23 protein-coding genes are annotated in these 25,540 nt (G+C 69.4%); 15 read left to right on the top strand and 8 right to left on the bottom strand.

What is annotated here, in order from left to right; all coding sequences use genetic code 11:
* Nucleotides 1-32: 32 nt before the first annotated feature.
* The 5 genes from recB to BN3794_RS14670 all read left to right on the top strand — a co-directional run bounded on the left by recB (nucleotide 33) and on the right by BN3794_RS14670 (nucleotide 8,304).
* Entirely contained in the window at nucleotides 33-3,893 is a 3,861-nt protein-coding gene (recB, locus tag BN3794_RS14690) for an exodeoxyribonuclease V subunit beta (RefSeq protein WP_066098954.1), read from the top strand.
* Between the two features lie 388 nt (nucleotides 3,894-4,281).
* On the top strand, nucleotides 4,282-6,582 hold the full coding sequence (recD, locus tag BN3794_RS14685) for an exodeoxyribonuclease V subunit alpha (RefSeq protein WP_066098473.1): 2,301 nt from the start codon (nucleotides 4,282-4,284) through the stop codon (nucleotides 6,580-6,582).
* A gap of 64 nt (nucleotides 6,583-6,646) precedes the next feature.
* Nucleotides 6,647-6,928 carry a type II toxin-antitoxin system RelE/ParE family toxin gene (locus BN3794_RS14680; RefSeq protein ID WP_066098949.1) on the top strand — a complete coding sequence of 94 codons (282 nt, stop codon included), beginning with the start codon at nucleotides 6,647-6,649 and terminating at the stop codon, nucleotides 6,926-6,928.
* Between the two features lie 16 nt (nucleotides 6,929-6,944).
* Nucleotides 6,945-7,235, top strand: coding sequence for a HigA family addiction module antitoxin (locus BN3794_RS14675; protein ID WP_066098471.1), 291 nt, complete (start codon nucleotides 6,945-6,947; stop codon nucleotides 7,233-7,235).
* Between the two features lie 160 nt (nucleotides 7,236-7,395).
* On the top strand, nucleotides 7,396-8,304 hold the full coding sequence (locus BN3794_RS14670; RefSeq protein ID WP_066098469.1) for a pseudouridine synthase: 909 nt from the start codon (nucleotides 7,396-7,398) through the stop codon (nucleotides 8,302-8,304).
* Nucleotides 8,305-8,355: 51 nt separating this feature from the next.
* Here the strand turns inward: BN3794_RS14670 and BN3794_RS14665 are convergent, their stop codons facing one another.
* The 3 genes from BN3794_RS14665 to BN3794_RS16490 form a co-directional block, all read right to left on the bottom strand.
* A complete protein-coding gene (locus BN3794_RS14665; RefSeq protein WP_066098465.1) occupies nucleotides 8,356-8,688 on the bottom strand; it encodes a hypothetical protein in 333 nt (110 codons plus the stop codon).
* Nucleotides 8,689-9,120: 432 nt separating this feature from the next.
* A complete protein-coding gene (locus tag BN3794_RS16075) occupies nucleotides 9,121-9,636 on the bottom strand; it encodes a DUF4145 domain-containing protein (RefSeq protein ID WP_078059785.1) in 516 nt (171 codons plus the stop codon).
* Nucleotides 9,633-10,268 (bottom strand): DUF5343 domain-containing protein, encoded by a 636-nt coding sequence (locus tag BN3794_RS16490; RefSeq protein WP_147675799.1) that lies wholly within the window; start codon nucleotides 10,266-10,268, stop codon nucleotides 9,633-9,635. The genes BN3794_RS16075 and BN3794_RS16490 overlap by 4 nt, the downstream gene beginning before the upstream one ends.
* Before the next feature lie 679 nt (nucleotides 10,269-10,947).
* Between BN3794_RS16490 and BN3794_RS14660 the strand changes: the two genes are divergently transcribed.
* Nucleotides 10,948-11,277, top strand: a complete 330-nt coding sequence (locus BN3794_RS14660) for a hypothetical protein (protein WP_187128069.1) — start codon at nucleotides 10,948-10,950, stop codon at nucleotides 11,275-11,277.
* A gap of 37 nt (nucleotides 11,278-11,314) precedes the next feature.
* Nucleotides 11,315-11,692, top strand: a complete 378-nt coding sequence (locus BN3794_RS14655; protein WP_066098463.1) for a SymE family type I addiction module toxin — start codon at nucleotides 11,315-11,317, stop codon at nucleotides 11,690-11,692.
* 182 nt (nucleotides 11,693-11,874) lie between these two features.
* Here the strand turns inward: BN3794_RS14655 and BN3794_RS14650 are convergent, their stop codons facing one another.
* Nucleotides 11,875-12,231 carry a helix-turn-helix domain-containing protein gene (locus tag BN3794_RS14650; RefSeq protein WP_066098462.1) on the bottom strand — a complete coding sequence of 119 codons (357 nt, stop codon included), beginning with the start codon at nucleotides 12,229-12,231 and terminating at the stop codon, nucleotides 11,875-11,877.
* Between the two features lie 131 nt (nucleotides 12,232-12,362).
* Nucleotides 12,363-13,196, bottom strand: coding sequence for an AraC family transcriptional regulator (locus tag BN3794_RS14645; RefSeq protein WP_066098460.1), 834 nt, complete (start codon nucleotides 13,194-13,196; stop codon nucleotides 12,363-12,365).
* A 123-nt stretch (nucleotides 13,197-13,319) separates the two neighbouring features.
* Between BN3794_RS14645 and BN3794_RS14640 the strand changes: the two genes are divergently transcribed.
* Nucleotides 13,320-13,748: an organic hydroperoxide resistance protein gene (locus BN3794_RS14640; protein WP_066098458.1), complete on the top strand. Its 429-nt coding sequence runs from the start codon at nucleotides 13,320-13,322 to the stop codon at nucleotides 13,746-13,748.
* 547 nt (nucleotides 13,749-14,295) lie between these two features.
* Here the strand turns inward: BN3794_RS14640 and BN3794_RS14635 are convergent.
* Nucleotides 14,296-15,198, bottom strand: a complete 903-nt coding sequence (locus tag BN3794_RS14635) for an AraC family transcriptional regulator (protein WP_066098456.1) — start codon at nucleotides 15,196-15,198, stop codon at nucleotides 14,296-14,298.
* Between the two features lie 141 nt (nucleotides 15,199-15,339).
* Between BN3794_RS14635 and BN3794_RS14630 the strand changes: the two genes are divergently transcribed.
* On the top strand, nucleotides 15,340-16,095 hold the full coding sequence (locus BN3794_RS14630) for an SDR family NAD(P)-dependent oxidoreductase (RefSeq protein WP_066098454.1): 756 nt from the start codon (nucleotides 15,340-15,342) through the stop codon (nucleotides 16,093-16,095).
* A gap of 374 nt (nucleotides 16,096-16,469) precedes the next feature.
* Here the strand turns inward: BN3794_RS14630 and BN3794_RS14625 are convergent, their stop codons facing one another.
* A complete protein-coding gene (locus BN3794_RS14625) occupies nucleotides 16,470-17,093 on the bottom strand; it encodes a TetR/AcrR family transcriptional regulator (protein ID WP_078059828.1) in 624 nt (207 codons plus the stop codon).
* Nucleotides 17,094-17,173: 80 nt separating this feature from the next.
* Between BN3794_RS14625 and BN3794_RS14620 the strand changes: the two genes are divergently transcribed.
* Nucleotides 17,174-18,040, top strand: coding sequence for an aldo/keto reductase family oxidoreductase (locus BN3794_RS14620; protein WP_066098943.1), 867 nt, complete (start codon nucleotides 17,174-17,176; stop codon nucleotides 18,038-18,040).
* A 132-nt stretch (nucleotides 18,041-18,172) separates the two neighbouring features.
* On the opposite strand, the gene BN3794_RS14615 is transcribed toward BN3794_RS14620, so the two are convergent.
* A complete protein-coding gene (locus BN3794_RS14615) occupies nucleotides 18,173-18,736 on the bottom strand; it encodes a TetR family transcriptional regulator (RefSeq protein ID WP_066098453.1) in 564 nt (187 codons plus the stop codon).
* A 77-nt stretch (nucleotides 18,737-18,813) separates the two neighbouring features.
* Between BN3794_RS14615 and BN3794_RS14610 the strand changes: the two genes are divergently transcribed.
* From BN3794_RS14610 to BN3794_RS14590, 5 genes are all read left to right on the top strand, one after another.
* The gene (locus tag BN3794_RS14610) at nucleotides 18,814-19,707 is read left to right on the top strand and encodes an SDR family oxidoreductase (protein WP_066098451.1); all 894 of its coding nucleotides are present in this window, start codon (nucleotides 18,814-18,816) and stop codon (nucleotides 19,705-19,707) included.
* Between the two features lie 242 nt (nucleotides 19,708-19,949).
* A complete protein-coding gene (locus BN3794_RS14605) occupies nucleotides 19,950-21,005 on the top strand; it encodes a Dyp-type peroxidase (RefSeq protein WP_066098449.1) in 1,056 nt (351 codons plus the stop codon).
* A complete protein-coding gene (locus tag BN3794_RS14600; protein WP_066098447.1) occupies nucleotides 20,998-21,822 on the top strand; it encodes a family 1 encapsulin nanocompartment shell protein in 825 nt (274 codons plus the stop codon). The genes BN3794_RS14605 and BN3794_RS14600 overlap by 8 nt, the downstream gene beginning before the upstream one ends.
* Before the next feature lie 288 nt (nucleotides 21,823-22,110).
* Nucleotides 22,111-22,329 (top strand): hypothetical protein, encoded by a 219-nt coding sequence (locus BN3794_RS14595; RefSeq protein WP_147675798.1) that lies wholly within the window; start codon nucleotides 22,111-22,113, stop codon nucleotides 22,327-22,329.
* Between the two features lie 87 nt (nucleotides 22,330-22,416).
* Nucleotides 22,417-24,966: a TonB-dependent receptor plug domain-containing protein gene (locus BN3794_RS14590; RefSeq protein WP_066098443.1), complete on the top strand. Its 2,550-nt coding sequence runs from the start codon at nucleotides 22,417-22,419 to the stop codon at nucleotides 24,964-24,966.
* The last annotated feature ends 574 nt before the right edge of the window (nucleotides 24,967-25,540 follow it).

Here is a 25,540-nt window from a genome sequence, read left to right as displayed (position 1 = left end):
GAGCGTGCGCGATGACCGCATCGGATGCATCCATGCCGGCGCCCACCCGCGACCCGTACCTGAGCCTGCCGCTGCACGGCGTGCGCCTGATCGAGGCCAGCGCCGGTACCGGCAAGACCTTCACCCTGGCCACGCTGTTCACCCGGCTGGTGGTCGAGCGCGGCCTGCGCACCGGCCAGATCCTGGCCGTCACCTTCACCGAGGCCGCCACCCAGGAACTGCGCCGCCGCATCCGCGAGCGCCTGGCCCTGGCCGCCACCCTGGTGCCGGGAACCGGGGCCAACGCCGCGGTGGCCGTGAAGGGCGACGGTACGGGCGCGATGCCGGACAGCGCGGATGCGGCCCTGGCTGGCGAGCCTGTCGCAGGCGTGGCCGCGGATGGCGACGGGGTCGCCGCCATCGGCGCTGCCGGGGATGCCGCCGCGTCGCCGCAATCCGGCGAAGCCCCCGACATCGTCCTCACCCGCGCGATCCTCGAAGCCCATCTGGCCACTTCGCAGGAATCCCCCGAGGCCCTGCGCCGCCGCCTGCAGCAGGCAGTGGAGGAAATCGACCTCGCCGCCATCTTCACCATCCACGGCTTCTGCGCCCGCGTCCTGCGCGAGCACGCGCTGGAGAGCGGCCAGACCTTTGCCGCGCCCGAGCTGCTGGCCAACGACCGCGAACTGCTGGCCGAGGTCGCCGCCGACCTGTGGCGCGCGCGCGCGGCCGACGCCGCGATGGCCGAGGACCTGGTCGCGCTGTGGCCCGCCGGGCCCAAGGACCTGGCCGCCGACCTGCGCGAACTGGTGCGCCATCCCACCTTGCTGCCCGCCGCCACCGAAGCCTCGCCCGACGATCCCACCCCGGCGCGCCAGGCCGCCGCGCAGGCGCTGGTCGCGGCGCTGCGCGAGCACGCCGACCAGGCCTACGACGCCATCGCCGCCGCCTTCGACGCCAAGGTGTTCGACGGCCGCCGCGCACGCCGGCCCAGCTTCGACAAGGCCTTCGAGCAGCTCTGGCAGGGCAGCGCCGAGGCGCACTGGTCGCTGGACGACGGCGGCCACCTCGACAAGCTGCTGCCCTCGCGCCTGCGCGGGTTCTGCAAGGACGGCGCCCACGACCGGGTGCCGTGCTCGCCGCTGTTCGACGCGCTGGAGGCCTGGGCGCAGGCCGACGCGCAGCTGCGGCAGTGGCAGCTGCAGCGCCGCATCCGCCTGCTGCACGTCCTGCGCGACGACGCCGCGGCGCGGCTGGCGCTGCTCAAGCGCCAGCGCCGCGTGCAGACCTACGACGACCTGGTCGACGGCGTGGCCCACGCGCTGGCGCCGGACAGCCCGCAGGCCGAAACCCTGGCCCGGCGGCTGCGCGAGCAGTACGCCATCGCCCTGGTGGACGAGTTCCAGGACACCGACGAGCGCCAGTGGTCGATCTTCTCGCGCGTGTTCGGCGAAGGCGAGCTTGCGCATGAGGCCGGGCTGGAGCCGGCGCTGTTCGTCATCGGCGACCCCAAGCAGGCCATCTACGGCTTCCGCGGCGGCGACGTGCGCACCTACCTGGCCGCCGCGGCCACCGCCGAGAAGGCGCCGCCGCTGGGCCACAACTTCCGCTCGCGGCCCGGCGTGCTCGCCGCGATCGACGCGCTGTACGCCCAGGCCGGCTATGCCGACGCCTTCCTCACCGACGGCATCGCTTTCCACCCGGTGCAGCCGGGCACGAAACGCACCGATGCCGACCTGCAGCGCGACGGCGCCACCGCCCCGGCGCTGACCCTGTGGCGCGCGCCCGAGCCGCCGCCGCCCGCCCCGGCCGCGACGGCGGCCAAGAACAAGCCCGCCGGCAAACCCAGGCCGTGGAGCGCCCACCGCGCCCGCGAGCTGTGCACGGCCGCCTGCGTGGCTGCCATTCGCGGCTGGCTGGCCGCCGGCAACGAGGGTCGCGCCAGCATCGCCGGGCGCCCGCTGCAGGCCGGCGACATCGCCGTGCTGGTGCGCAGCCACGGCGAGGCCACCCGCATCCAGCAGGCCCTGGGCGCGGCCGGCATCCCGGCGGTCGCCGCCGGCCGCCGCAGCCTGTTCGCCACCGACGAGGCGCTGGAACTGCTGACCCTGCTGCAGGCGCTGCTCGACCCGGGCGACGACCGCCGCCTGCGCGCCGCGCTGGCCACCGTGCTGGTGGGCGAGGACGCCGCCGCCATCGCCGCGCTCGAACACGACGGCGAGCGCCACCGCCGCTGGCAGCAGCAGGCGCTGGACTGGCGCGAGCGCTGGCAGCGCGGCGGCCCGCTGGCGCTGGTCGGCGACCTCGGCGCCAGCCACGGCCAGCGCCTGCTGGCGCTGGTGGACGGCGAGCGCCGCCTCACCAACTACCTGCAGCTGGCCGAACTGCTGCAGGAGGCCGACGCCCGCGCGCTCGGCCCGCACGGCCTGGTGGACTGGCTGGCCCGGCGCATCGCCAACGCCGACGACGGCGACGAGGCCCAGCAGCTGCGGCTGGAGTCGGACGCGCGCCGGGTGCAGATCGTCACCCTGCACAAGTCCAAGGGCCTGGAGTACCCGCTGGTGTTCCTGCCCTACGTCGGCATCGGCCGCCGCGAGCGCGGCGCCGGCCGCCACTGCGTGGTGCACGCCGATGGCAGCCGCCAGCTGCGCTGGAACACAGGCAAGGACGACCCGGCCTGGGGCGAGGCGGAGCAGGCATGGAGGCAGGAACAGCGCGCCGAGGACGCGCGCCTGCTCTACGTCGGCCTCACCCGCGCCGAGCACGCGCTGTGGATCGCCACCGGCCCGTTCCCCCAGCACGATCGCACCGCGCTGGCGGCCATGGTCGCCGACGTCGAGGCCCTGCAGGCCGCGGTCGGCGGCAACGCGGTCGCCATCGATGCCACGCCGCCGCCGGCCGAGCTGCCGCGCCTGCCGCCTGCCGCCGAGGTCCAGGTGCCGCCGGCACGGGTGGCGCAGCGCCAGGTCGTCCCGGACTGGTGGGTCTACAGCTTCACCCAGCTGGCGAACGCTGACAGCGGTGCCGCAAGCGGCACCTCGGCCGATGCCGGCGTCGCCGCCGACCCGATGGCCAGCGCCACCGTGGAGGGCGGCGGCGGCAGCGACGAGCCGGCCGCCGCCGAGCCGCTGGCAGCATCGGCGGAGGCCGAGGCGTTCGACCCGCGCTTTGCCGGCAACCGCTTCGGCGTGGTCATGCACGACGTGTTCGAGCGCGCCGACTTCGCCGCCTGGCACGACTGGCATCCCGGCCAGCCGGCCCCGGCCGGGCAGGGCGAGGCCATCGTCGAGGCCCTGCAGCGCGGCGGCTACGCCCAGGACGAACTGGACGACGGCGTGGCCATGCTCACCGCGCTGGTCGGCAACACCCTCACCGTGGCCCTGCCCGAGGGCGGCCGCCTGGCCGCGCTGCCCGACCAAGAGCGCCGCAACGAGATGGAATTCCACTTCGCCATGCAGCCCACCCGCGTGGATGCATTGCTGGCGCTGCTGCACCGCTTCGGCGTGGTCGGCGAGCGCCAGGCCTTCGGCGCGCGCCAGCGGCTGGAGGGCCTGATGACCGGCCTGATCGACCTGATCTACCACTTTGATGGACGCTGGTACGTGCTCGACTACAAGTCCAACCGCCTGCCGGCCTACGACGCCGACGCGCTGGCGCGCGCGATGACGCACAGCGAGTACGAGCTGCAGGCGCTGATCTACACCGTGGCGCTGCACCGCTGGCTGCGCTTCCGCCTGGGCGATGAGTACGACTACGCGCGCGACTTCGGCGGCGTGCGTTACCTGTTCTGCCGCGGCGTGGACGCCACCCTCGCGCCCTCGCCAGGCGTGCACGCCTGGCGCTTCGACTCGGCGCTGGTGGAAAGCGTGGATGCCCTGTTCGCAGGCCGCGCGCTGCCGGAGGTGGTGGCATGAGGACCTCCATGTCACCCAACCCTTTGCTGGCACCGGGCCTGTCCGGCTACGGCATTGCCGGAGATGTCCTTGGCGACCGCGGCTGGATCTCCCCAAAAGCCCGGCACACGCCACCGGCACGCGATGACGCCACTCGGCCGCAGCCGGGTCCTGACCGGAGCCGCCAGGGCGGCAACGGGCCTTCCCGCCAATGCCTCGTCGTCGCCAGGGCGGCTTCCGCGTCCGGTCCGCTCGGCTGGACCGTTCCCGGGCAAGTCGCAGCCGGGCAGGCTCGGTTCTCCCTGGGGGCAGGACACGTCATCGTCGTCCGCAGCCTCGATGCCGCCGCCACCTGCCTTCGCCGGCAACCCAGGACCGCGGCACCAAGTGCGTGTCGGGAGCCTCGCCCATGAACCCGTTCGACGCCCTCCAGCGCAGCGGCGCCCTGCGCACGCTCGACCTCGCCTTCGCCCAGACCCTGCAGCGCCTGGCCCCGGACACCGGCGCCGAGGTACTGGCCGGCGCCGCCCTGGCCTCGCTCGCCGTGGCCAGCGGCCACGCCGGCCTCGACCCGGCGCGCGCCGGCGTGCTGCTGGACACCCGCGACGACCCGGCCCCGGCCTTGCCCGACCCGACCGACTGGCAGCGCGCCCTGGCCGCTTCACGCTGGGTCGCCCAGCCCGAGCCGGAAGATCCCGCCGCCCCTGACCGCCCGCTGGTGCTCGAACACGGCCTGCTCTACCTGCGCCGCTACCGCGAATACGAGCGTCGCCTGGCGCAGGGCCTGCGCCGCCTTGCCGCGCAACCCCTGCCGGCCTTCGACGTCGCCCCGCTGGCCCCGCTGTTCGCGCAGCTGTTTCCCAATGACGCAGCGGCAGTCCCTGCTTCCCCTCTCCCGCTCGCAGGAGAGGGTGCCCGAAGAACCCGCCCTGGACTTGATCCGGGGGAGGGTGAGGGCGAGGGCGCCTCGCCGCAAAAGTCCGATGTCGAAGCGAACGGCGCAGCCGGCCCGAAGGGCGAACCGCAGGAGCGGCACATAAGGGCGGGTGAGGGCCGAGGCCTTCCCGACCAACCCGCCGACCAGCAAACCCCCGACCGCCAGGCCCGGGCCGCCGCACTCGCCCTGCGCCGCGCCCTGCTGCTGGTCACCGGCGGCCCCGGCACCGGCAAGACCACCACCATCGCCCGCCTGCTGCTGCTGCGCATCGCCCAGGCGCAGCTGGCCGGCAATCCGGCGCCGCGCATCGCCCTGGCCGCGCCCACCGGCCGCGCCGCCGAGCGCATGGCCGAGAGCCTGCGCATCGCCGTGGCCCGCGCCCTGGCCGACGGCCTGTCGATGCCCATCGCGCAAGCCGCCCCTCCCCCGCTTGCGGAAGAGGGTGCCCGGCTGCAAAGGCAGGATGCCGAAGCGAACGGCGAAGCCGGCCCGAAGGGCGTGCCGCAGGAGCGGCACGCAAAGGCGGGTGAGGGCGCCCAACGCGCGGAAGAGGACACCTGGCCCCTCCCGCTCCCCACCGGCGCCAGCACCCTGCACCGCCTGCTCGGCGTGATCCCCGACGCGCCCAACTTCCGCCACAACGCCGACAACCCGCTGCCGTTCGACCTGATCGTCGTCGACGAAGCCTCGATGGTGGACCTGCCGCTGATGTGCAAGCTGGTGGAAGCCGTGGCCGACGGTACCCAGCTGATCCTGCTCGGCGACGCCGACCAGCTGCCCTCGGTCGAGGCCGGCGACGTGCTCGCCGCCATCCTGCAGGCCGCCGGCCCCGGCGATGCCCTGCAGCCCGACGACGCGCAGGCCCTGCAGCCGCTGCTCGGCGGCGTGCCCGGCGGCAGCCGGCCCACCGACACCCGCGGCGGCGGCCTGGCCGGCCACCGCGTGCACCTGCTGCGCGGCTACCGCCAGGCCCAGGGCTTCGAACTCGCCCCGCTGGCCGACGCCGTGCGCGCCGGCGACGCCGAACGCAGCCTCGCCCTGCTGCGCAGCGGCGAACTGGCCGGCGTGCACTTCCACCAGGACATCGACGATCCCCTGCAGGCCCGCCGCGAACCCTTGCTCGCACACTGGCGTGCGCTGGCCGCCGCCGAAGACCCGGCCGCCGCCCTGCGCGACGCCGGCCGCGTGCGCCTGCTCACCGCCGTGCGCAACGGCCCGCAGGGCGCGCGTGGCCTCAACGCCCGCATCGAGCAACTGCTGGCCGAGAGCGGCAGCGGCGCCCGCCGCCTCGGCGCCGCTTCGCCCTGGTTCCACGGCCGCCTGCTGCTGATCACCGAGAACAGCTACCGCCACGGCCTGTTCAACGGCGACGTCGGCATTTGTCTAAGGGACGAAAGCGGCGCCCTGGTCGCCTGGTTCGAAGGCGAGGGCGACGGCCAGGTCCGCGGCTTCCACCCCGCCGCGCTACCCGCGCACGAGAGCGCCTTCGCCATGACCGTGCACAAGGCCCAGGGCAGCGAATTCGACGAAGTCTGGCTGCAACTGCCCACCCGCGACGCCCGCGTCCTCAGCCGCGAACTGGTCTACACCGGCCTCACCCGCGCCCGCCGCGCGTTGCACCTGGCCGCCAGCGAGCCGGTGCTGCGTGCCGCGCTGGCGCGGCATGCGGCGCGGATCTCGGGCTTGGCATGGCGGTTGGGCGCGGAGACGGCGCAGCCCATCGACGATGCGCCGGCCGAAGTTGCCGTGCCCATGCAGGGCTCGCTGTTCTGACCGATGCCCGAACAGTGCGTCATAACGGATTGCGTTATATGACGACTGTCGTTATGGTTTGTTGGTGATCAGGAGCTTTGTCGACAAGGAAGCCGAGAAGATCTGGCTGGGCGAACGTTCGCGCAGGTTGCCGGCTGACATCCAGCCGGTTGCCCGGCGCAAGCTGCGCATGCTCAACGCCGCCGCCAACCTTGATGATCTGCGCGTCCCGCCAGCCAATTGGCTGGAAGCGCTCAAGGGCGACCGGCGTGGCCAGTACAGCATCCGGATCAACGACCAATGGCGCATCTGCTTCCGATGGAGGGAAGGCGATGTCTCCGAGGTCGAAATCGTCGATTACCACTGAACCCGAGGCATCCCCCATGGCCCCCCTGCCCAACATCCATCCCGGCGAAGTGCTGCTCGAGGAGTTCCTCGAACCGCTGGGCATCAGCCAGAACGCGCTTGCCCGCGCCACCGGCGTGCCGCCGCGCCGCATCAACGAGATCGTGCTGGGCAAACGTGGCGTCACCGCCGACACCGCCGTCCGCCTGGCCGCGGCACTGGGCACGACCGAGCGCTTCTGGCTGGGCCTGCAGGCCGACTACGAGCTGGAAGAAGCCCACCGTGCGCTCGGCGATCTGCCTGCGCGCATCAAGCGATTGGCCGCCTGACCGCGAACGATCCTCCCTGGTGCAGTTCGCAAGCCACCCTGAGTCGCGAGGCATGGCACGGTGGTTCGCTTGCAGATCGACGCATGCGACTGGCCTTGCCTTCTTTCGGGCACCCATACTCGGACAATGCTCGCCAATCGCCTGCGCGTCCGCCCGACGAATGCACACTGACCGCGGTTACGTACGCCCCACACGCGACGGCATCCCCGCCAGTCGCCTCCAACTGCCCCCAGGGCCCTGGGCAACGGTGCTGGAAGCGCTGTGTGCACGCTTCCCGGGCGTGGACGCGGGTACGTGGCGCGAACGCTTCGAGCGGGGGCGCGTGCTGGACGCGGACGGGCGCCCGCTCGACGCCGCGGCTCCCTACCGGCGCGGCGCCGAGATCCACTACTTCCGCGAGGTGGCGGACGAGCTGGCCATCCCCTTCGCCGAAATCGTGGTGCATGCCGACGCGCACCTGGTCGTGGCGTGTAAGCCGCACTTCCTGCCGGTGGCGCCCACCGGCGCCTACGTGCGCGAGACGCTGCTGACGCGGCTGGTGCGGCGACTGGACAACCCGTCGCTCGTGCCGCTGCACCGCATCGACCGGGAGACCGCCGGGTTGGTGCTGTTCTCCGCCGACCCGACCAGCCGCGGCCGCTACCAGGCGCTGTTCCGCGAGCGGCGCATCCGCAAGCACTACCTGGCGCTTGCGCCGCCATTGCCGGGACTGGCGTTCCCGCATGTGCGCCGCAGCCGCCTGGAGCCGGGCGAACCGTTCTTCCGCATGCGCGAGGCTGCGGGCGAGCCGAACAGCGAAACCGTGATCGACGTGGTCGCCCGCGGCGAGGACACCTGGACCTACCGGCTGCAGCCGATCACCGGGCACAAGCACCAGCTGCGGGTGCACATGGCGGCGCTGGGCGCACCGATCCTGCACGACCGCTTCTACCCGCAGCTGCAGGAACAGCGGCCGGACGATCCGGAGAGGCCGCTGCAGCTGTTCGCGCACGCGCTGGCGTTCGAGGACCCGATCACCGGCGAAAATCGTTGCTTCACCGCGACGCGTGGACCGCTTGCGCCGGCCTGAGACGGCCCCGGGGCGAGCCTCCGTCGGAGACCTCATGCGCAGGCTGCGCGCTTACTTCGCCGGAACGCGCTGGTACTCGTCGCTGCCAGTGTTGAGGTGGCCAGTGGCCTGGTCGATGGCGAAGTTCACCGTCTCGCCGTCGTTGGAGACCTGCAGCACGCCATCCTTGTAGATGGCCGGGTAATTCTCGGTCTTGGGCTTGCGGCTGAAGAACCTCGGCGTGGTGTTGCGCACCATGAAGGACTCCCCGTTGCGCTCGATATCCATCACATCGTCCTGCGACTGCACATTGACCCAGTGGCCGACGAACTTCTCGCCCTCCACCTTGGCGCACCCGGCCACCAGCATTGCCACGGCCAGCACGGCACCCATCCACTTTGTCATCCCGCTCTCCAGATATTGAAGCCAGGGCGAGGATGAAGAATCTCGGATGTACGGGAAGTCAACGCGCTGGGGGCGCAGGGTGTCAGATGCCTATCGCGTTGGAAGTGCACTCTGATCCCTGTTTTCCCGCTGCCGGCCGGCATCTATGTCATCCGTCCACCCGGCCCGCACCCCAGCCGCAAGGTGCGCGTGCTGACTGAGTTGTTGATCGAATGCTTCGATCAAGCATCGCCGGCAGGTTGCGATGGGAGATTCGTCTTCTGCATGAAATGGTTTGCAGCGCAGGCCCTCCGTAATGTCTTTCCTTGATCGGTACGTGCTGATGCTCGTCGCTGCCGGTGCGCAAGTGGCCGTTGGACTGATCGACCGATGAAGTTGGTCGGATCGCAAAAAAGCGAACCTGACTCCGTTATCTTAACTGCCTCGCTTTGTTCACTTTAACCCGCTGAGGAACAGTAGTTCTTGAACTACGAGGCGGATTTCGCCCAAAAGTGGGTCGATGTCGCCTCGTTGCGCAACATATCGGCGGCTATGTGCGGATTTATCTCCGATGTCTTTTAGTTTTGGGAGTGCCTGCTTACAGTTTCGACTTAGGTTCCAAGACTGTTCGGAGATGGTTTTTGTGATTAAATCCCTGAGATAAAAAAAATCCCCCGAAGAGTTTTTTATTTTGCTGGATATGGCGTGCTTTTCGAATGACTCAATTATGAGGGTTTCAATTAGTCTTCGAAGCATTACCGCACAAGCGTCATACCACCCGTTTTCGTAACAGCCATTAGCTTGATTAGCAACCTTCTCTATGTACCCCCGAGTTCCTCGAATAAGGGGTCGAGGAATAACTCTGTGAGTGTCCGATATGAGGCCTTCCTCTGGAGGGCCAAGTTGAACTCTAATATCTTGATCTATAGCTTTTGCTGCATTGAGAAAATTAATGAGCGTGGATGTCATGGCGTATCCTTGGCGCCATAGAGATGCTTGGCCATACTTCTAAAAATTTGATCTATTTGATCTGACGATGCTTCAGGAGATACATGGATTTGTAGGTCGATATGGATGGAAGGACTTGTTCTCTTGCTTGTGTCTCCCTGGGGAGTTTCCGCTATCTCAGAAACAGGAGCATGCAGCGGTGTTGTAGTTTGCACTGATTGTGAATCGTGGCCAGGAGCAGATTTGAAATCTGCGCATTCGCAAAGTGCTTTAAAAGAGGCTACAGTCTTCGAAACCACCTGTTTCCCGGCACTGGTGCTGGTTGCGAAGACATGCTCAAGTTCGCTGTTTGGACGATCCCACGCATCTGCGTAAACTGCAAAGAGTTCTGCATATCCGGTTTGAATTGTTTGTCCAAGGACTGCACGATGGCTCGCCCCCCGATAAGCTGACCAAGTTGAGGTCGGTATTCCACTTGCATCTATTAGGGACACTGTTTTTAGAATTCCAAGCAAAGTTTTATCATTACTTGAAGTAAATCCGATTGTTTTTAGCCATTGAACCGTTGCTTTTTTGGGAATTCCGACGCTACGAATCTTTTCGAGAAGCGGCTTAATCTTTCCTGGAACAGTTGTGTAAGAGAATTCAGACATTATTTAGCTGCCTTTTTGGATTATTGAGAATTAATTAATTTTTGCTATGGCGGAAAACTTCGTCGATCAGTAGTTCTAGCCTGCGGCATCTCTTGCGCAAATATAAATAACTCTGGCATGGAGCAGATGGCCAACGTCATCCACGCCAAGGGGGAGCGTGGCGCCCGATTATTGGGTGAAGTCTTGCGCCAGCATTCCGCCATGGTGGGAAAGCCGCCACAATGAGGTCGTAAATTCTTGCTGTGAGGTTGGCTGTACCGACAGCGAGCACAACCGATCTCAGAAGGATTGTCAGTGCGCCGAGTTCTTTACTTTCCGTGCTGCGTCTCATGCCAGAACCCCCGTTCCTTGGGCAACCATAGTCCCGGGACGAGGATTTGTCATCCGGGTGGAAACTCTGCCCTTGACTCCGCTTTTCTCGCGCAGTATCTCTAGCTCGTCGCCGTCAATCCGGCGACCGGGATTGGCGTCCCGACCAATAGGCGCATCAGCGCCCTCACCGAAGCTCGGCGCTTTTTTCATGCCCAGTATCGGTGCGGCGTGTACCTGCCAGTTCTATGGCGGGCGGTGCGTGGGCCCTTCGGGGCGCCGGATGCCTGTTGCCGGTACGCCAACCCGCACCGTCCGCCACCTCTGATTGGCGTCAGGGGTGACGGACTCCATCAAACAGGAGTCCACCATGTCCCACGAAACCCAAGCCACGTCTGCGCAATCCGCGCCGCTGTCCCACGCCCATTTCGCCTTCGGTATCACGCTCGACCAGATCGACGCGCTCGACCGCACGATCGCCACGCTCATCGCTGTGAGCGACGTCATGTCGCTCGGGCGTTCCGTGCTGCTGGACGAAAAGACCCTGCCGACACTCGGCGGTGTCATGTACGAAGCCGCCCGCACGGCGCGCAGTCTTGTCGATCAGGTCGGCGAGCAGCGGCTTGAATCGAAGCCCCATCGCTCGCCACCGCCCGCCAGCGAGTCGCACGACAGCCAGCCGCACGCCTCGCGCGGCTGATCGAACAACGACTTTCTGTCTGCAGGAGGGCTTTGCCATGCGTAAACCGAAATTCAGAATCACTCCCACGCCGTGCAAGCACGCGCCGCCCCACGATCTGACCTGGGCCTATGTCGAACCGCCGCCCACACCGATGCCCACGGCCGATCAGGTTGCTGCGCTCGAAGTTGCCGAGCGCGTTCGCACGCCACGCAAGCCGCACCGCCCGCGTCCGCCGCAGCACTGCACCGTTGGCTACGGCTACTACGCCACCAGCGCGCAGCGCGTGCCCACGCTGCGCCTGCGTGGGTACTGGCTGGAACGGTTGGGCTTCGCCATCGGCAGCAAGCTGCGCCTCGTCGTACGCGAAGGCGAGTTGGTGGTGACCGTCGATCCGAGCGCGCCCGGGTACGCGGCAGGCAGCCGGCCCGGCTGATGGGGGAGTCAGCGGCGCGGTGCTGACTGCGCGCAAATCACCAAGAAACTTGGGCCAGGGTTCGCTCTACGGACGAGGTTCAAGGAGTTCGTCTCTGGCCCAGGTTCCACCGGTTCCGATGGAACAATGCCTCAATCCGGCGTAGTGCGGCCGGTGAACCGGAGACGGGTCGAGGAGGTGGCCTAGGACAGAAACTCCACCAGCAACTGCCGCTTGTCCTCGGACAGGTTGTGGAAGGCGTCGAGCATGCGGCTCTCGCTTTCGGTGAGGCGCCGGTAGGTGGCGGAGGGTTCCTTCACGCTCAGGTTGACGTGCCCGCGGCCGGTGGCGAGCCATTCGAAGCTGGCGTCGAAGTCCCGGGCCAGCTCGATGATGCGCGGCAGCTCGGGCAATGCGAGGCCGGTGAGCCATTTGCGGGCTGTCTCGCGCGATACCGCGTAGCGGTGCGCCAGGGCGCTCGTTCTTCCGAGGCCTGGCACGAAAGGGGCGCGGTCCAGCATCTGCCGCAGGCGGCTCGCGAAATCCTCGTAGGGGGACATTAGTGCGGGCAACGGGGCTTGTCAGCCCATTGTCGGCAAGCGGATGCGGCGCGTGCCGACAAGCTGGCCGGAATGAAGCGGTGTGGGCATTCGGACAGCGTGGCGGAGCCGATGGTTCGCGTCCGTCGTGCTCAGGGCATCGTGGCCGGCAGGCCGCGTTTCCACGCGCGCGGGGATTGGCCGGTGTGGGCCTTGAACGCGCGGGAGAGGGCGGCTTCGCTGCCGTAGCCGGTTTCGGCGGCAACGGCCTTCAGCGGGCGGCCGCGCTGCAGGGCCTTCTGCGCAAGCTGCACGCGCCAGCCCTGCAGGTAGTGCCCGGGCGTGGTGCCGAGCGTGGCGCGGAAGGTGGCGGCAAACACGCTGCGCGACATGCCGGCCACGGCGGCCAGGCCGTCCAGGGTCCACGGCCGGGCGGGTGCCTCGTGCATGGCCACCAGCGCGTTGCGCAGGCGCGGGTGCGACAGGCCGGCCAGCATGCTGCCCTTCGTCTCGCCGCTCTCCATCAGCTGGCGCAGCAGCTGGATCATCACCACTTCGAACAGGCGCTCCACCACGGCCATGCGCCCGCAGCGCTGCCCGAACGCCTCCTCGAACAGCAGGGCCAGCACCGGTTCCGCACCGCCGATGTCGTCCAGCGGCACGCAGGCCGCCTCCGGCAGGGCGGCGGCGACGGGGTTGTGCGGGCCGCCTTCGAAATCCAGATGCGCGCACACCATGTCCGCGCCGCGCACCGGGTCGGTGACGAAGCGGTGGCCCAGCGGCCGCGGGAACAGCAGCAGGCTGGGGCGCCGGATGTGCAGCGAGGTCTTGCCGTAGCGGACCTCCACCGGGCCGCGCCGCACCAGGTGCAGCTGGCCGTGCCGGCCATCGCCGTCGAGGGTGTTGATCCCGCACAGCGGGCCGGCATTGAACACCTGCGCGCGCACCGGGAAGTGCCCCATCAACGCCTGCAGCCGATCGACCATAGCCCGTACTCCAGATCAAGTTTTCAGGATTCTATGCGACAAAAAGTCTTGGCGCGGCGGGCAAAGTGCCACTCGCCGGGCGATGTCCGCCCGCAACACGCCCATCTCCAAGGAACCTCTGCCATGTCCATCGAAAAGATCCTCTATACCGCCACGGCCACCGCCACGGGCGGCCGTGAAGGCCACGCCACTTCGTCCGACAAGGTGCTCGACGTCCAGCTGTCCACCCCGCGCGAGCTGGGCGGTGCGGGCGGCCCAGGCACGAACCCGGAGCAGCTGTTCGCCGCCGGCTACTCGGCCTGCTTCCTCGGCGCACTGAAGTTCGTGGCCGCCAAGCAGAAGGTCGCCTTGCCGGCCGCCACCACCGTCACCGGGCAGGTCGGCATCGGCCAGATTCCCACCGGTTTTGGCATCCAGGCGCAGCTGAGCATCGCCGCGCCGGGCATCGCCCGCGACGTGCTGCAGGCGCTGGTCGAGCAGGCCCACATCGTCTGTCCGTACTCCAACGCCACGCGCGGCAACATCGACGTGAGCCTGTTGATTGCCGGGTGACGGCGGGCGGCCCGCACGCATCGCCGCAGGGCGGTGCGCGCGCGGCGGCCTTCCGGCGGGTGCCCGCCTTCGGTAACCGGCTTCCTTCGCCGATTTGCCCCGGTATGCGCCCGGCGCCTTGCCGCCGGCGCGCCTGAAGGCGCGACGGACGCCGGCTTCATCGGCATGGCCGCACAGGAAGGCTGGCGCCCCGATGGTCTTGCCGACGGCTCGACACCGAAACAGGGGCAGCGTTCACTTTTTTACCGCGCCGTAGGGGCGGCGCCGAGCGTCACGCGCCGGCGCCGTTTAATTCGACTGCCTGACCTATGGAAATGTCGGGACAACTACTTGCTGCGACTGATCAGCAACAGCCCATGCCCGGCCGTCACCTGCAAGGCGTCCCCGACCGCGAAGCCAAAAACGGGGTCAGAGTTAACTTCTCACAGGCGAAGCTCAAGGCCTCGTCTTTGACTACAGCTCCTCGCTAGTTTCCGGTCGAGGGCATCGATGAGGCGATGGAGCAATGTCCCCCGGAGTAACGGGAGTGGTTCGGAGCAGAACCTCCCTATAACTCGGCTCCAACCTCCGTTTTCGCCATTGCCGCACGGGTATCCGCCACGGGCGGGCGGCCGAACAGGCGCCCGTATTCGCGGGTGAACTGCGGCACGCTCTGGTAGCCGACGGCGTAGGCGGCAGTGCTGGCGTTGCTGCCGTGGGATTGCATCAGCCGGCGCGCTTCGAGCAGGCGCAGGTGCTTCTGGAACTGCAACGGCGACAGCGAGGTGATGGCCTTGAAGTGCTGGTGGAGGGACGAGACGCTCATGCCGGCTTCGGCGGCCAGCCGTTCGATCGGGATCGGCTGGGCGTAGTCGCGGCGCAGCAGTTTCACTGCGCGCGTGATGCGCTGGACGGGGCCCTCGGGCCAGCCCAGCTTGCGGATGGCGTCGCCGTGCCGGCCGGCCAGCAGCCAGTAGTGCATCTCGCGCACCAGCTGCGCCTGCAGCACCGGCAGCGATGCGGGCCGGTCGAGCAGTTTCATCAGCCGCAGTGCGGCATCGGCGGTTTCGTGCTCGGTGGGATCCACGCGCACCGGGGTCGGGTCGGCGACGGCATCCGGCGCCATCTGCGCGACCAGGTCGGTGATCACCGCCGGGTCCAGTTCCAGCACCAGCGAGTAGTACGGCTGGGCGAGGCTGGCGCGGGTGACCTGGCCGATGGTGGGCACGTCGGCGGTGACCAGCAGCGAATCGCCGGCCGCGAAGTCGAACACCCGCGTGCCCATGGTCACGCGCTTGGCTCCCTGCAGTACCAGGCAGGCCATCGGCCGCTGCAGGTCGTGCATCAGGGCGCTGGGGACGGCGGCACGCACCACCATCAGTCCCGGGATCGCCGTGGGTATGGCCACGGGGTGGTCGGCATGGGCATGGGTATCGGCGTGGCGGCGGACAGCATCGAGCAAGTCGGTCATGCGGCCAGCGTAGCGCTTCGGCGGTTGGCGCAGAGACGGCGTGGAGGATCGGGCAAGAGCTGGCGAGGTTCCGGCAACCTGCCGGCCGGCGCGCGGCCGATCCTGTCCGCCGCTTCCCACACCCTGGAAAAGGAACCCGACATGTCCACCATCACTCTGATCACCGGCGCCAGCCGCGGCCTGGGCCGCAATACCGCCCTCCATGTCGCGCGCGCCGGCGGCGACGTGCTGCTGACCTACCGCAGCAATGCCGAGGAGGCGCACGCCGTCGTCGCCGAGATCCAGGCACTGGGCCGCAAGGCGGCCGCCCTGCAGCTGGATACCAGCGAGGTGTCCGCCTTCCCGGCCTTCGTCGAGCGGGTGCGTGCCGCGCTGGCGGACACCTGGCAGCGCGATCGCTTCGACCATCTGGTCAACAACGCCGGCCATGGCGACATGGCGCCGTTCGCCGACACCACCGAGGCGCAGTTCGATCGCCTGGTGAACGTGCATTTCAAGGGCGTGTTCTTCCTGACCCAGGCACTGTTGCCGTTGCTCGCCGACGGTGGCCGGATCGTCAACCTGTCCAGCGGGTTGACCCGCTTCGCCTATCCCGGTTACGCGGCGTACGCGTCGGCCAAGGCCGCGGTCGAAGTGCTGACCGTCTACCTCGCCAAGGAGCTGGGCAGCCGGGGCATCGCCGTCAACACGGTGGCGCCGGGCGCGATCGAAACCGACTTCGGCGGCGGCGCGGTGCGCGACAACCCGCAGATCAACCAGCACATCGCCAGCATCACCGCGCTGGGCCGCGTCGGCGTGCCCGACGACATCGGGCCGATGATCGCCAGCCTGCTCGGCGAGGCCAACCGCTGGGTCAACGCGCAGCGGATCGAGGTCTCCGGCGGCCAGGCGATCTGAGGCTGGCCCCCATAGGTAAGGCATTGGCGGCGGCATGAAGTTCAGTGCCGCCAGTGATGGCACGGCGATCGTCCCGGGTTCGCCGGGAACCAGGCATCTGCGATTTCCAGGCCAGCGCCTCGGGGCCAGGATGCACTTTCCACCTACGCAAGCCTGGCGTGTGGCGGCCTGACGCGGCCCGGCCACGGCGCCCATTCCGATAGGCCCCGATAGCCGGAAGTGGGCGATACGCGCCGGCGCCTGGGTCCAGCGGCGGCGACAAGTCGCCGCCGCGCATCGGCATTCAAGGACGAGGGCCAAGCCGAGGCGAGCCGGGCGCAGCGGGGAAGTGCACGCTGCCTGTCGTCCTGGCTCGATGAGAGGACGTGGCAACGCTAGGCGTGCAGGTGGTACGTATGCAGGTAGGCGTCCAGCAGGCGCACCAGCTGGGCTTCCAGGCAGCGTTCGAAGCCGGCCGGGGCGAGGCCCTCGACCACGGCGCGCACCGGCCCGACCAGCGCACCGAGTGCGGTGGCGGCGGCCATGTGCGGTGCATCGAAGCGGGCGTCGGATGCGCTGCCCAGCATCGCGGCGACCGCCGCCAGCAGACGCGCGTTGACCCGCGCCACCAGCGCCGGGCCGCCGCGTTCGGCCGCTACCGCGTACAGCGCCTTCGACTCCTGCGGGTCGCGCAGCTTGGCGGCCAGGAACGCATGCACCAGCGCCGCGGCCATCGCGGCCACCGGCTGACCGCGGTGTTCGTCGCAGACCCGCTCGACCGCCACGGCGATGCCCTCCAGGTGCTGCTCGAGCACCGCGGCCAGCAGCGCATCGCGGTTCGGGTAGTACTGGTAGAGGCTGCCGACCGAGATGCCGGCGCGCTCGGCCACGCGGGTGGTGGTGCAGCGGCTCAGGCCCTCGGCGGTCAAAACCTGAATCACCGCGATGTGCAGCGCCTCGACGGTCGCGGCCGAGCGGGCCTGCACCGGCGATTTGCGGGGAGTCAGGGCGATTGCCATGCGGCGCACCGAATGCGAATTCACAACCTGAAGAATCCTTCATATCGTGGACGGACACAACTACAGTGGAGCGCGACGACATGACGAGCATCGACAAGGCGGGCAGCTTCGCCCTCGGCGGCCGCACCGTGAAGCGGCTGGGCTACGGCGCCATGCAACTGGCGGGCCCCGGTGTGTTCGGGCCGCCGAGGGATCGCGGCGCCGCCCTGGCGGTGCTGCGCGAGGCGGTCGCGCTGGGCGTGGACCATATCGACACCAGCGATTTCTACGGTCCGCACGTGACCAACCAGCTGATCCGCGAGGCGCTGCATCCGTACCCGGACGGGCTGACCCTGGTCACCAAGATCGGCGCCCGCCGCGGCGAGGACGGGTCGTGGCTGCCGGCGTATGCGCCGCAGGACCTGGTGCAGGCGGTGCACGACAACCTGCGCCACCTCGGCCTGGACGCGCTGGACGTGGTCAACCTGCGCATCATGTTCAAGATGGACGGACCCACCGAGGGCCCGATCGCCGAACAGGTGCAGGCGCTGGCCGAGCTGCGCCGGCAGGGACTGGTGCGGCACATCGGTGTGAGCAACGTCACCGCCGCGCAGGTGGCCGAGGCGCGCGCCATCACCGAGATCGTGTGCGTGCAGAACATGTACAACATCGCCCATCGCCAGGACGAGGCGCTGATCGACGCCCTTGCCCGCGACGGCATCGCCTACGTGCCGTTCTTCCCGCTGGGCGGATTCTCGCCGCTGCAGTCGTCGGTGCTTTCGGCGGCGGCCGGCCGCCTCGGCGCCACGCCGATGCAGGTGGCGCTGGCCTGGCTGCTGCAGCGTTCGCCCAACCTGCTGCTGATCCCCGGCACCTCGTCGGTGGCGCACCTGCGCGAGAACCTGGCCGCGGCCGACCTGGTGCTGCCGGCCGAGGTGGTGACCGAACTCGACGGCATCGCCGGCTAGAGCGAAACCGGGCCGGAATGCTTTTCCGCGAACGCAGGCCTGGCATGCGGCGGCCAACTGGTGAGCGCCGGTCCCGCCACGAGGCTCATGGCATGACCTGCGCCCGGGATGTTCCGGCCGTGCCGGGGCGACTCAGGCCGCGAGCGCCCGCAGCCGCGCCAGCGATCCGCTCACGATCTCGTCGTAGCTGCGTCGCTCGGATTCGCCGACCCATTGCGCGAACGCGATCCGGAACACGACGATGCCAACTTCCGCAACGAGACTCGCGTCCGGTTCGCCGACGCCGCGCTCGCGCAGCGCCTGCGCAAGCGCGGCCGACAGCGTGGCCAGCTTGATCAGCTCGCGCTCGCGCAGCTCCGCGTTGGCCGCGATCACGGTGCTGCGCAGGCGCGCGTAGGGGCGGCGTTCGTCGTCGAAGAAGTCGCCGGCGCGGACCAGGGCGGTGGCGACCGCCTCCACCGCTGACGCCCCGGCCGGGGCCTGGGCCAGCGCGTCGACCATCGTCCGCTGCAGCCGCTCGGAGCCGTTGAACAGCACTTCGCGCTTGTCGCTGAAATAACGGAAGAACGTGCGCGCGGTCAGCCCCGCGCGCTCGGCGATGGCGGCCACGGTGGTCTGCTCGTAGCCGATCTCCGCGAACAGTTCGAGCGCCGCGGCGCGGAAGCGGCTCTCGGCATCGGGCTTCCAGCGAGCCATGCGTTCCCCTGAGTGTTGACACTGAGTGACATCATAGGCGTATAGTGAAGTCACTCGATGACATCACTGGAGCAGGCATGCGCATTCTCGTCACCGGCGCCTCGGGCTGGATCGGCTCGGCCAGCGTCAAGGAACTCATGGCCGCCGGACACCACGTCCTCGGCCTGGCCCGCAGCGACGCGTCCGCCGAGCGGATCGCCGCGCTGGGCGCCGAGGCGGTGCGCGGCAGCCTGGACGATCCGGCCAGCCTGCGCAGTGCCGCGGCGCAGGCCGAGGGCGTCGTGCATCTGGGCTACAACCACGACTTCTCGCAGATGGCGGCCGCGGCGCAGACCGACCGCGCCGCCATCGAGGCGTTCGCCGACGTGCTGCAGGGCACGGGCGGCCCGCTGCTGATCGCCGGCGGCACGGTGGGATTGGCGCCGGGGCGCGTGGGCACCGAGGCCGACATGCCGCAGGCGCAGAGCCATCCGCGCACCGCCAACGCGGCCTACACGCTGGGCCTGGCCGAGCGCGGCATCCGCTCGATGGTGGTGCGTTTCGCCCCGACGGTGCATGGCGCCGGCGGCGACCACGGCTTCGTCGCGGTGCTGGCGCGCATCGCGCGCGAGAAGGGCGTCTCGGGCTACATCGGCGAGGGCCGCAACCGCTGGCCGGCGGTGCACCGGCTCGATGCCGCCAAGCTGGTGCAGCTGGCCATCGACAAGGCGCCCCCGGGCAGCGTGCTGCACGCGGTGGCCGAAGAGGGCATCGCCACGCGCGACATCGCGGTCGCGCTGGGCCGCTTCCTGGGCGTGCCGGTGGAATCGATCCCGCCCGAACGCGCGCAGCTGCACTTCGGCTGGCTGGGCATGTTCTTCGCCGCCGACGCGCCGGCCTCCAGCGCACGCACGCGTGCGCTGCTGGGTTGGGAGCCGCGGCAGGCGACGCTGCTGGAGGACATCGCCGCGGGCCACTACCCCGGCGACTGAGCGGCCCGGCGCATTGCGCGCACCGAGGCAAGGCCTGGGCCAGCCGGGCCGGCCCATGCGGGCGAATCGCGGAATCGTTGCCGTCTATCCGGATTCGCTCCCGTTCGGCCCTGGACCGCAAGGGTCCAGGGCCCCTCCCTCCTCATCTCCCGAAAGGGCGGTTCTGCTCGTCGGCCGTCCCCGTTCCTTGACCTGGCAGGGGTTTCATCCCAGCATCGTCGCGCTGTTACCGAGGAACTGGTTTGTCTTCCCCACTGCCACAAGCCGTCGATGCCCGGCTGACGCGCGCCGCCATCTTCCTGGTGGTGACGATCGATGCCGGCGCGGACGCCGAAGCCACCGTGCGCGGGCTGTGCGCCGACCTTTCCTCGCTGGTCCGGGGCGTCGGCTTCCGGGCGCTCGATGGCGGACTGTCCTGCGTGACGGGCATCGGTTCCCAGGCCTGGGACCGCCTGTTCGGCGCGCCGCGGCCGAAGGATCTGCATCCGTTCCGTGAACTGGCCGGGGTCCACCATGCCCCGGCCACGCCCGGCGACCTGCTGTTCCACATCCGTGCCGCGCGCATGGACCTGTGTTTCGAGCTGGCCTCGCGGATCATGGCGCGGCTCGAGGGCGCCGTCTCGGTGGCCGACTCGGTGCAGGGCTTCAAGTATTTCGACGACCGCGACCTGCTGGGCTTCGTCGACGGGACCGAGAACCCGGTGGCGCAGGCCGCCATCGACGCCACCCTGGTCGGCGAGGAAGACGCCGCCTTCGCCGGCGGCAGCTACGTGATCGTGCAGAAGTACCTGCACGACCTCGGCAAGTGGAACGCGATCCCGGTCGAGCAGCAGGAGAAGATCGTCGGCCGGGAGAAGCTCTCGGACATCGAGCTGGACGATGCGGCCAAGCCCAGCTTCGCGCACAACGTCCTCACCACCATCGAGGAAGACGGCGAGGAGCTGGACATCGTGCGCGACAACATGCCGTTCGGCGATGTCGGCAAGGGCGAGTTCGGCACCTACTTCATCGGCTACGCGCGCTCGCCGGCGCGCACGGAGCAGATGCTGGAGAACATGTTCATCGGCAAGCCGCCCGGCAACTACGACCGGCTGCTCGACGTCAGCCGTGCGGTGACCGGATCGCTGTTCTTCGTGCCATCCTCCACGTTCCTCGACGATGTCGCGCCGCAGGCCACGCCTGCATCGACCGTTTCCCCCGACGCCAGTGCAGGCAAGGCCGGACCGGAACCGCGGGCGTCTTCGCCGGACGGTTCGCTGCGCATTGGCTCCCTGAAGAATGAGGCTCCCCATGAATAACCTGCATCGCGAACTCGCCCCCATCTCCACGGCGGCGTGGGCACAGATCGACGAGGAGGCCACCCGCACCCTCAAGCGCTACCTGGCGGCGCGCCGCGTGGTCGATGTGCCCGAGCCGAAGGGGCCGACGCTCGCAGCGGTCGGCACCGGCCACGTCGAGAAGATCGAGGGCCCGGGCGAGGGCGTGCAGGCCGTACGGCGCGCGGCGAACGCGGTGGTGGAGCTGCGCATCCCGTTCACGCTGTCGCGGCAGGCGATCGACGACGTGGAGCGCGGCTCCCTGGACTCGGACTGGCAGCCGCTGAAGGACGCCGCGCGCAAGATCGCCTACGCCGAGGACCGCGCGGTCTTCGACGGCTATGCGGCTGCGGGCATCGGCGGCATCCGCCCCGGCGCCAGCAACCCCGCCCTGACGCTGCCGGCCGCCGCGATGGGCTACCCCGCCGCGGTGGCGCAGGCGGTCAACCGCTTGCGTCTGGCCGGCGTCGAAGGACCGTACAAACTGGTGCTGGGCGCCGATACCTATACCGCGATCAGCGGCGGCAGCGAGGAAGGCTATCCGGTCGTCCAGCACATCCAGCGCCTCGTCGACGGCGAGATCGTCTGGGCCCCGGCCATCGCCGGCGGCCTGGTGCTGACCACGCGCGGTGGCGACTTCGAGCTGGATATCGGCCAGGACCTGTCCATCGGCTACCTGGGCCACTCCGAGACCGAGGTCGAGCTGTACCTGCAGGAGAGCTTTACCTTCCGCCTGCTGACGACCGAAGCGGCTGTCGCGCTCGTGGCTCCCGCGGGCGCGACCGCCTCGGCCGCCTGAGGTCGGGCCGGGGCGAGGGAGCGGGTGCCCGCACCGTGGCGGGCACGCCCCCGTTCCGCGTGGCCCTCGTTGCGGCCTGCCTCGCCGGAGTCCAATCGCAGGCCGCACCGGATGCGTCCGTCCTCGCCATGACGGATGGACGCGTTCGCCGCAGCGGAACCTGACGCGTAGCCGGTGGGCGAGCCGGCTTCGACCAGTGGCGTGCGCCGGAACCTCCCGCGACATTCGTCCGCGGTATCGGGCGAGATGCCGCCCGGCTGGGTCCGACAGGCCCGCGATGCCCGTGCCGTGTTCCGGATTGCCGGGGGCAAGGCCCGGCGAAGCGATCGCCGCGCCGCGCGCTGTGCCCGCCGGCCGATCGGGTGGCTCGAAAACCGCCCAACGGGCGACCCGCCGCGCATCTTCGTGCGCATCATCGCGCTCCTGCACCTGCGCCGTTTCGCGCCGGCGAAACGCGCGGCACGCACGCGGCTCGTCATCGGTACGGAGCAGGTGGGGATGAGCTGATGCCGCATCAGCTCATGCAGCGCCCTTATTGGTGTGGAGGATTGCGCCGCCGCGAGAATCCGGCCGGCCCACACCGGACGAAGAACGATGCATCCATACCCGATCCGCAAGCTAGTTGCCCCGCTGGCCCTGGCCGTCTCGGCCGTGCTGGCCTGCCCGGCGCAGGCGGCCGGATCGGCCGAAGAGGCGGCCGAGCGCAAGGACGACAGGCACGGCACCGCCACGCTCGACCAGGTCGTCGTCACCGGCACCCGGACCGAGAACCGCAAGGCACGCGAGAGCGCGGCGCCGATCACCGTGCTGGAGGCGCAGGACATCGTCGATGCCGGCAAGGCCAACCTGCTCGAGGCGCTGCAGACGCTGCTGCCCTCGTTCAACCTGCCGACCAACATCCAGCCGGACCTGGGCAGCATCATCCGCGGCGCGCAGCTGCGCAACCTGTCCCCGGCGTACACGCTGGTGCTGGTCAACGGCGTGCGCCGCAACAGCACCGCGGTGTACGCGGGCAACTACGCCGGCGACGTCTACGTGGACCTGTCGCTGATCCCGATCACCGCGATCGACCACATCGAAGTGCTGCGCGACGGCGCCTCGTCGCTGTACGGGGCCGATGCCGTCGCCGGGGTCATCAACATCATCCTGAAGAAGGACGCGCAGGGCGGGTCGGTGTCGGTCGAGGGCGGGCAGGCCTACCAGGGCGACGGCAGCCGGGGAATCGTGCGCGCCAACTACGGGTTCGGCTTCGGCCATGGCGGCTGGGCGAACCTCTCGCTGGAATCCATCCGCCAGAACATCGCCGTCACCACCGCGGCGCTGGCGCCGACCTACCTGACCTATCCGGCGATCAACGATGCGACCGGCGCCTACCAGGCGCTGGGGACCAACAACGCGCTGCCCGCCGGCGCCTCGCCGAACCCGAAGGAAGCCACGCGCGACAACCGGCCGTGGATCAACCAGGGCATCAACCCCTACACGCTGCAGACCTTCGCGGCCAACTTCGGCTACGACGCCAGCCCCGGCCTGCAGTTCTACGGATTCGCCACCTTCGCCCACCGCAAGGCCCAGTCCGCGGAGAACTTCCGCACCGCCTACACCGTATGGACCAGCAACCCGGGCGCGCTGGCGCTGTACCCGGACGGCTTCACGCCCTGGGAGGCGGCGATCGAGAACGACTGGACGCTCAACGCCGGCGCCCGCGGCGTGGCGGCCGGCTGGGACTGGAACTTCTCCACCACCTACAGCCGGGACGACGTCAACACCTACACCCTGCATTCGCTGAACTTCTCGCTGGACTACCCGGGCGGGCCGACCGATTTCTACGACGGCCACATCGGCTACCGCCAGTTGAACAACAACCTGGATTTCAGGCGCGCGTTCGACATCGGCTGGGCGCGCCCGCTCGAGCTGGCCTTCGGCCTGGAGTACGAGAACGACCAGTACCGCTACCTGCCGGGCGACCCGGATTCGTACTACGGCGTGGGCGCGGCCTCGGAGGTCGGCAACAAGCCCGAGGACCAGGCGCGCACCGGGCGCCACAACGAGGCGGCCTACCTCGGCCTGTCCTCGCGCCCGACCGCGCGCTGGGAACTGGATGCCTCCGCGCGCTTCCAGAAGTACTCCGACTTTGGCGGCGTGCCGAACTTCGGCCTGGCCACGCGCTTCGACTTCACACCCGCGTTCGCCCTGCGCGGCTCGGTCAGCAGCGGCTTCAAGGCCCCGAGCCTGGTGACCCAGTCCTACACCAACACCAACGACCGCCAGGGCGCGACCTACGCGGTCGTGCGGCCGGCGTCGGCCATCGGCCAGGCCCTGGGCGCGACGCCGCTGCGGGCGGAGAAGGCGCGCAACTACAGCGTGGGCCTGGTGTGGGATCCGGCCGACTGGCTGGACGTGACGGTGGACGCCTACCAGATCGACGTGCGCGACCAGCTCGGCTCGTCGCCGACCGTAGGGGTCAACACCAGCACCGGCACGGACGCCAACGGCAACGTGCTGAGCGCGGCGCAGATCGCCTACGTGACCGGACGGCTGGCCTCGTTCGGCGTCGATCCGGGCATCATGCAGACCGGCTACTTCATCAGCTACCTCACCAACGTCGGCGACCTGCGTACCCGCGGCGTGGACATCAATGCCACCGCCTACCAGCGCGACACCGCGCTGGGGAACTTCCGCTACACCTTCGCGGCCAACTTCAACACCAACCGGCTGACCCGCCAGGCGCCGCTGTCCGAGGCGCTGCAGGAATTCCCGAACATCAGCCTGCTCGGCGCCTCGACGATCAACCGCCTGCTGGACCTGGCGCCGAAACGCAAGTTCATCGCCAGCGTCGGCTGGAACCTCGAGGCCTGGCACGCGAACCTGAAGGAGACGCTGTATGGCCCGCTGCAGCGCATCGGCACGGTGCCCTACAAGGTCGGTTCCGTGGCGGTGACCGACCTGAGCCTCGGCCGCGAGTTCGGCGACCACCTGAGCATCGACGTCGGCGCCAACGACCTGTTCGATACCAAGCCGGACAGGATCCCGGCCTGGGCCACCAGCGCGGCGACCCTGGCGCAGTACGGATACGCCTACGACAACACCGGGCCGGTCTCGAACGTCGGCGGCTACTACTACCTGCGCGCCACCTACACGTTCTGAGGACCGGCACTGCATTGGCCCGCCGGGCCCGGTGCAGTGCCGGCACGGCGGGCCGACCGGATCCGCCGTGGCCGAGGGGGTGCGATACGACGGCACTGGGCGCGTGTCCCCCGGCATCGCCGGGCTGGGGCGGCGGCCCGGCGAAGTGCCGGACGAAAGGTGCGAGGCTGGTTGCGACCCGCGTACGCCGGCCTGCCTGGCTCGATGCAGTGCCGGCACGGCGGGCCGACCGGATCCGCCGTGGCCGAGGGGGGGCGATACGACGGTGCCGGGCGCGCGTCCCCCGGCATCGCCGGGCTGGGCTGGCGGCCCGGCGAAGTGCCGGACGAAAGGTGCGAGGCCGGTCGCGACCTGCGTACGCCGGCCCGCCTGGCCGGTGCAGTCCCGCCATGGTGGGCCGACCGGATCCGCCGTGGCCGAGGGGTGCGATACGACGGCACCGGGCGCGTGTCCCCCGGCATCGCCGGGCTGGGTCGGCGGCCCGGCGAAGGGCCGGACGAAAGGTGCGAAGCCGGTTGCGACCCGCGATCCGCGCCGCGCGTCCATGCGGCCACCGGCGCCAGTGCCAGTGCTA

Origin of the sequence: Xanthomonas massiliensis (assembly GCF_900018785.1) — a bacterium.
GTDB lineage: Bacteria > Pseudomonadota > Gammaproteobacteria > Xanthomonadales > Xanthomonadaceae > Xanthomonas_B > Xanthomonas_B massiliensis.
This window is presented reverse-complemented; position numbering and strand designations above follow the sequence as displayed.

Coding starts and splice junctions, on each gene's coding strand:
- BN3794_RS16075 (WP_078059785.1), bottom strand. CDS start 9,636: ATGACATCCACGCTCATTAATTTTCTCAATGCAGCAAAAGCTATAGAT.
- BN3794_RS14610 (WP_066098451.1), top strand. CDS start 18,814: ATGCGCATTCTCGTCACCGGCGCCTCGGGCTGGATCGGCTCGGCCAGC.
- BN3794_RS14665 (WP_066098465.1), bottom strand. CDS start 8,688: ATGACAAAGTGGATGGGTGCCGTGCTGGCCGTGGCAATGCTGGTGGCC.
- BN3794_RS14650 (WP_066098462.1), bottom strand. CDS start 12,231: ATGTCCCCCTACGAGGATTTCGCGAGCCGCCTGCGGCAGATGCTGGAC.
- BN3794_RS14600 (WP_066098447.1), top strand. CDS start 20,998: ATGAATAACCTGCATCGCGAACTCGCCCCCATCTCCACGGCGGCGTGG.
- BN3794_RS14615 (WP_066098453.1), bottom strand. CDS start 18,736: ATGGCTCGCTGGAAGCCCGATGCCGAGAGCCGCTTCCGCGCCGCGGCG.
- BN3794_RS14660 (WP_187128069.1), top strand. CDS start 10,948: ATGTCCCACGAAACCCAAGCCACGTCTGCGCAATCCGCGCCGCTGTCC.
- BN3794_RS14655 (WP_066098463.1), top strand. CDS start 11,315: ATGCGTAAACCGAAATTCAGAATCACTCCCACGCCGTGCAAGCACGCG.
- recD (WP_066098473.1), top strand. CDS start 4,282: ATGAACCCGTTCGACGCCCTCCAGCGCAGCGGCGCCCTGCGCACGCTC.
- BN3794_RS16490 (WP_147675799.1), bottom strand. CDS start 10,268: ATGTCTGAATTCTCTTACACAACTGTTCCAGGAAAGATTAAGCCGCTT.
- BN3794_RS14670 (WP_066098469.1), top strand. CDS start 7,396: ATGCACACTGACCGCGGTTACGTACGCCCCACACGCGACGGCATCCCC.
- BN3794_RS14635 (WP_066098456.1), bottom strand. CDS start 15,198: ATGACCGACTTGCTCGATGCTGTCCGCCGCCACGCCGATACCCATGCC.
- BN3794_RS14640 (WP_066098458.1), top strand. CDS start 13,320: ATGTCCATCGAAAAGATCCTCTATACCGCCACGGCCACCGCCACGGGC.
- BN3794_RS14675 (WP_066098471.1), top strand. CDS start 6,945: ATGGCCCCCCTGCCCAACATCCATCCCGGCGAAGTGCTGCTCGAGGAG.
- BN3794_RS14590 (WP_066098443.1), top strand. CDS start 22,417: ATGCATCCATACCCGATCCGCAAGCTAGTTGCCCCGCTGGCCCTGGCC.
- BN3794_RS14630 (WP_066098454.1), top strand. CDS start 15,340: ATGTCCACCATCACTCTGATCACCGGCGCCAGCCGCGGCCTGGGCCGC.
- BN3794_RS14620 (WP_066098943.1), top strand. CDS start 17,174: ATGACGAGCATCGACAAGGCGGGCAGCTTCGCCCTCGGCGGCCGCACC.
- BN3794_RS14625 (WP_078059828.1), bottom strand. CDS start 17,093: ATGGCAATCGCCCTGACTCCCCGCAAATCGCCGGTGCAGGCCCGCTCG.
- recB (WP_066098954.1), top strand. CDS start 33: ATGCCGGCGCCCACCCGCGACCCGTACCTGAGCCTGCCGCTGCACGGC.
- BN3794_RS14645 (WP_066098460.1), bottom strand. CDS start 13,196: ATGGTCGATCGGCTGCAGGCGTTGATGGGGCACTTCCCGGTGCGCGCG.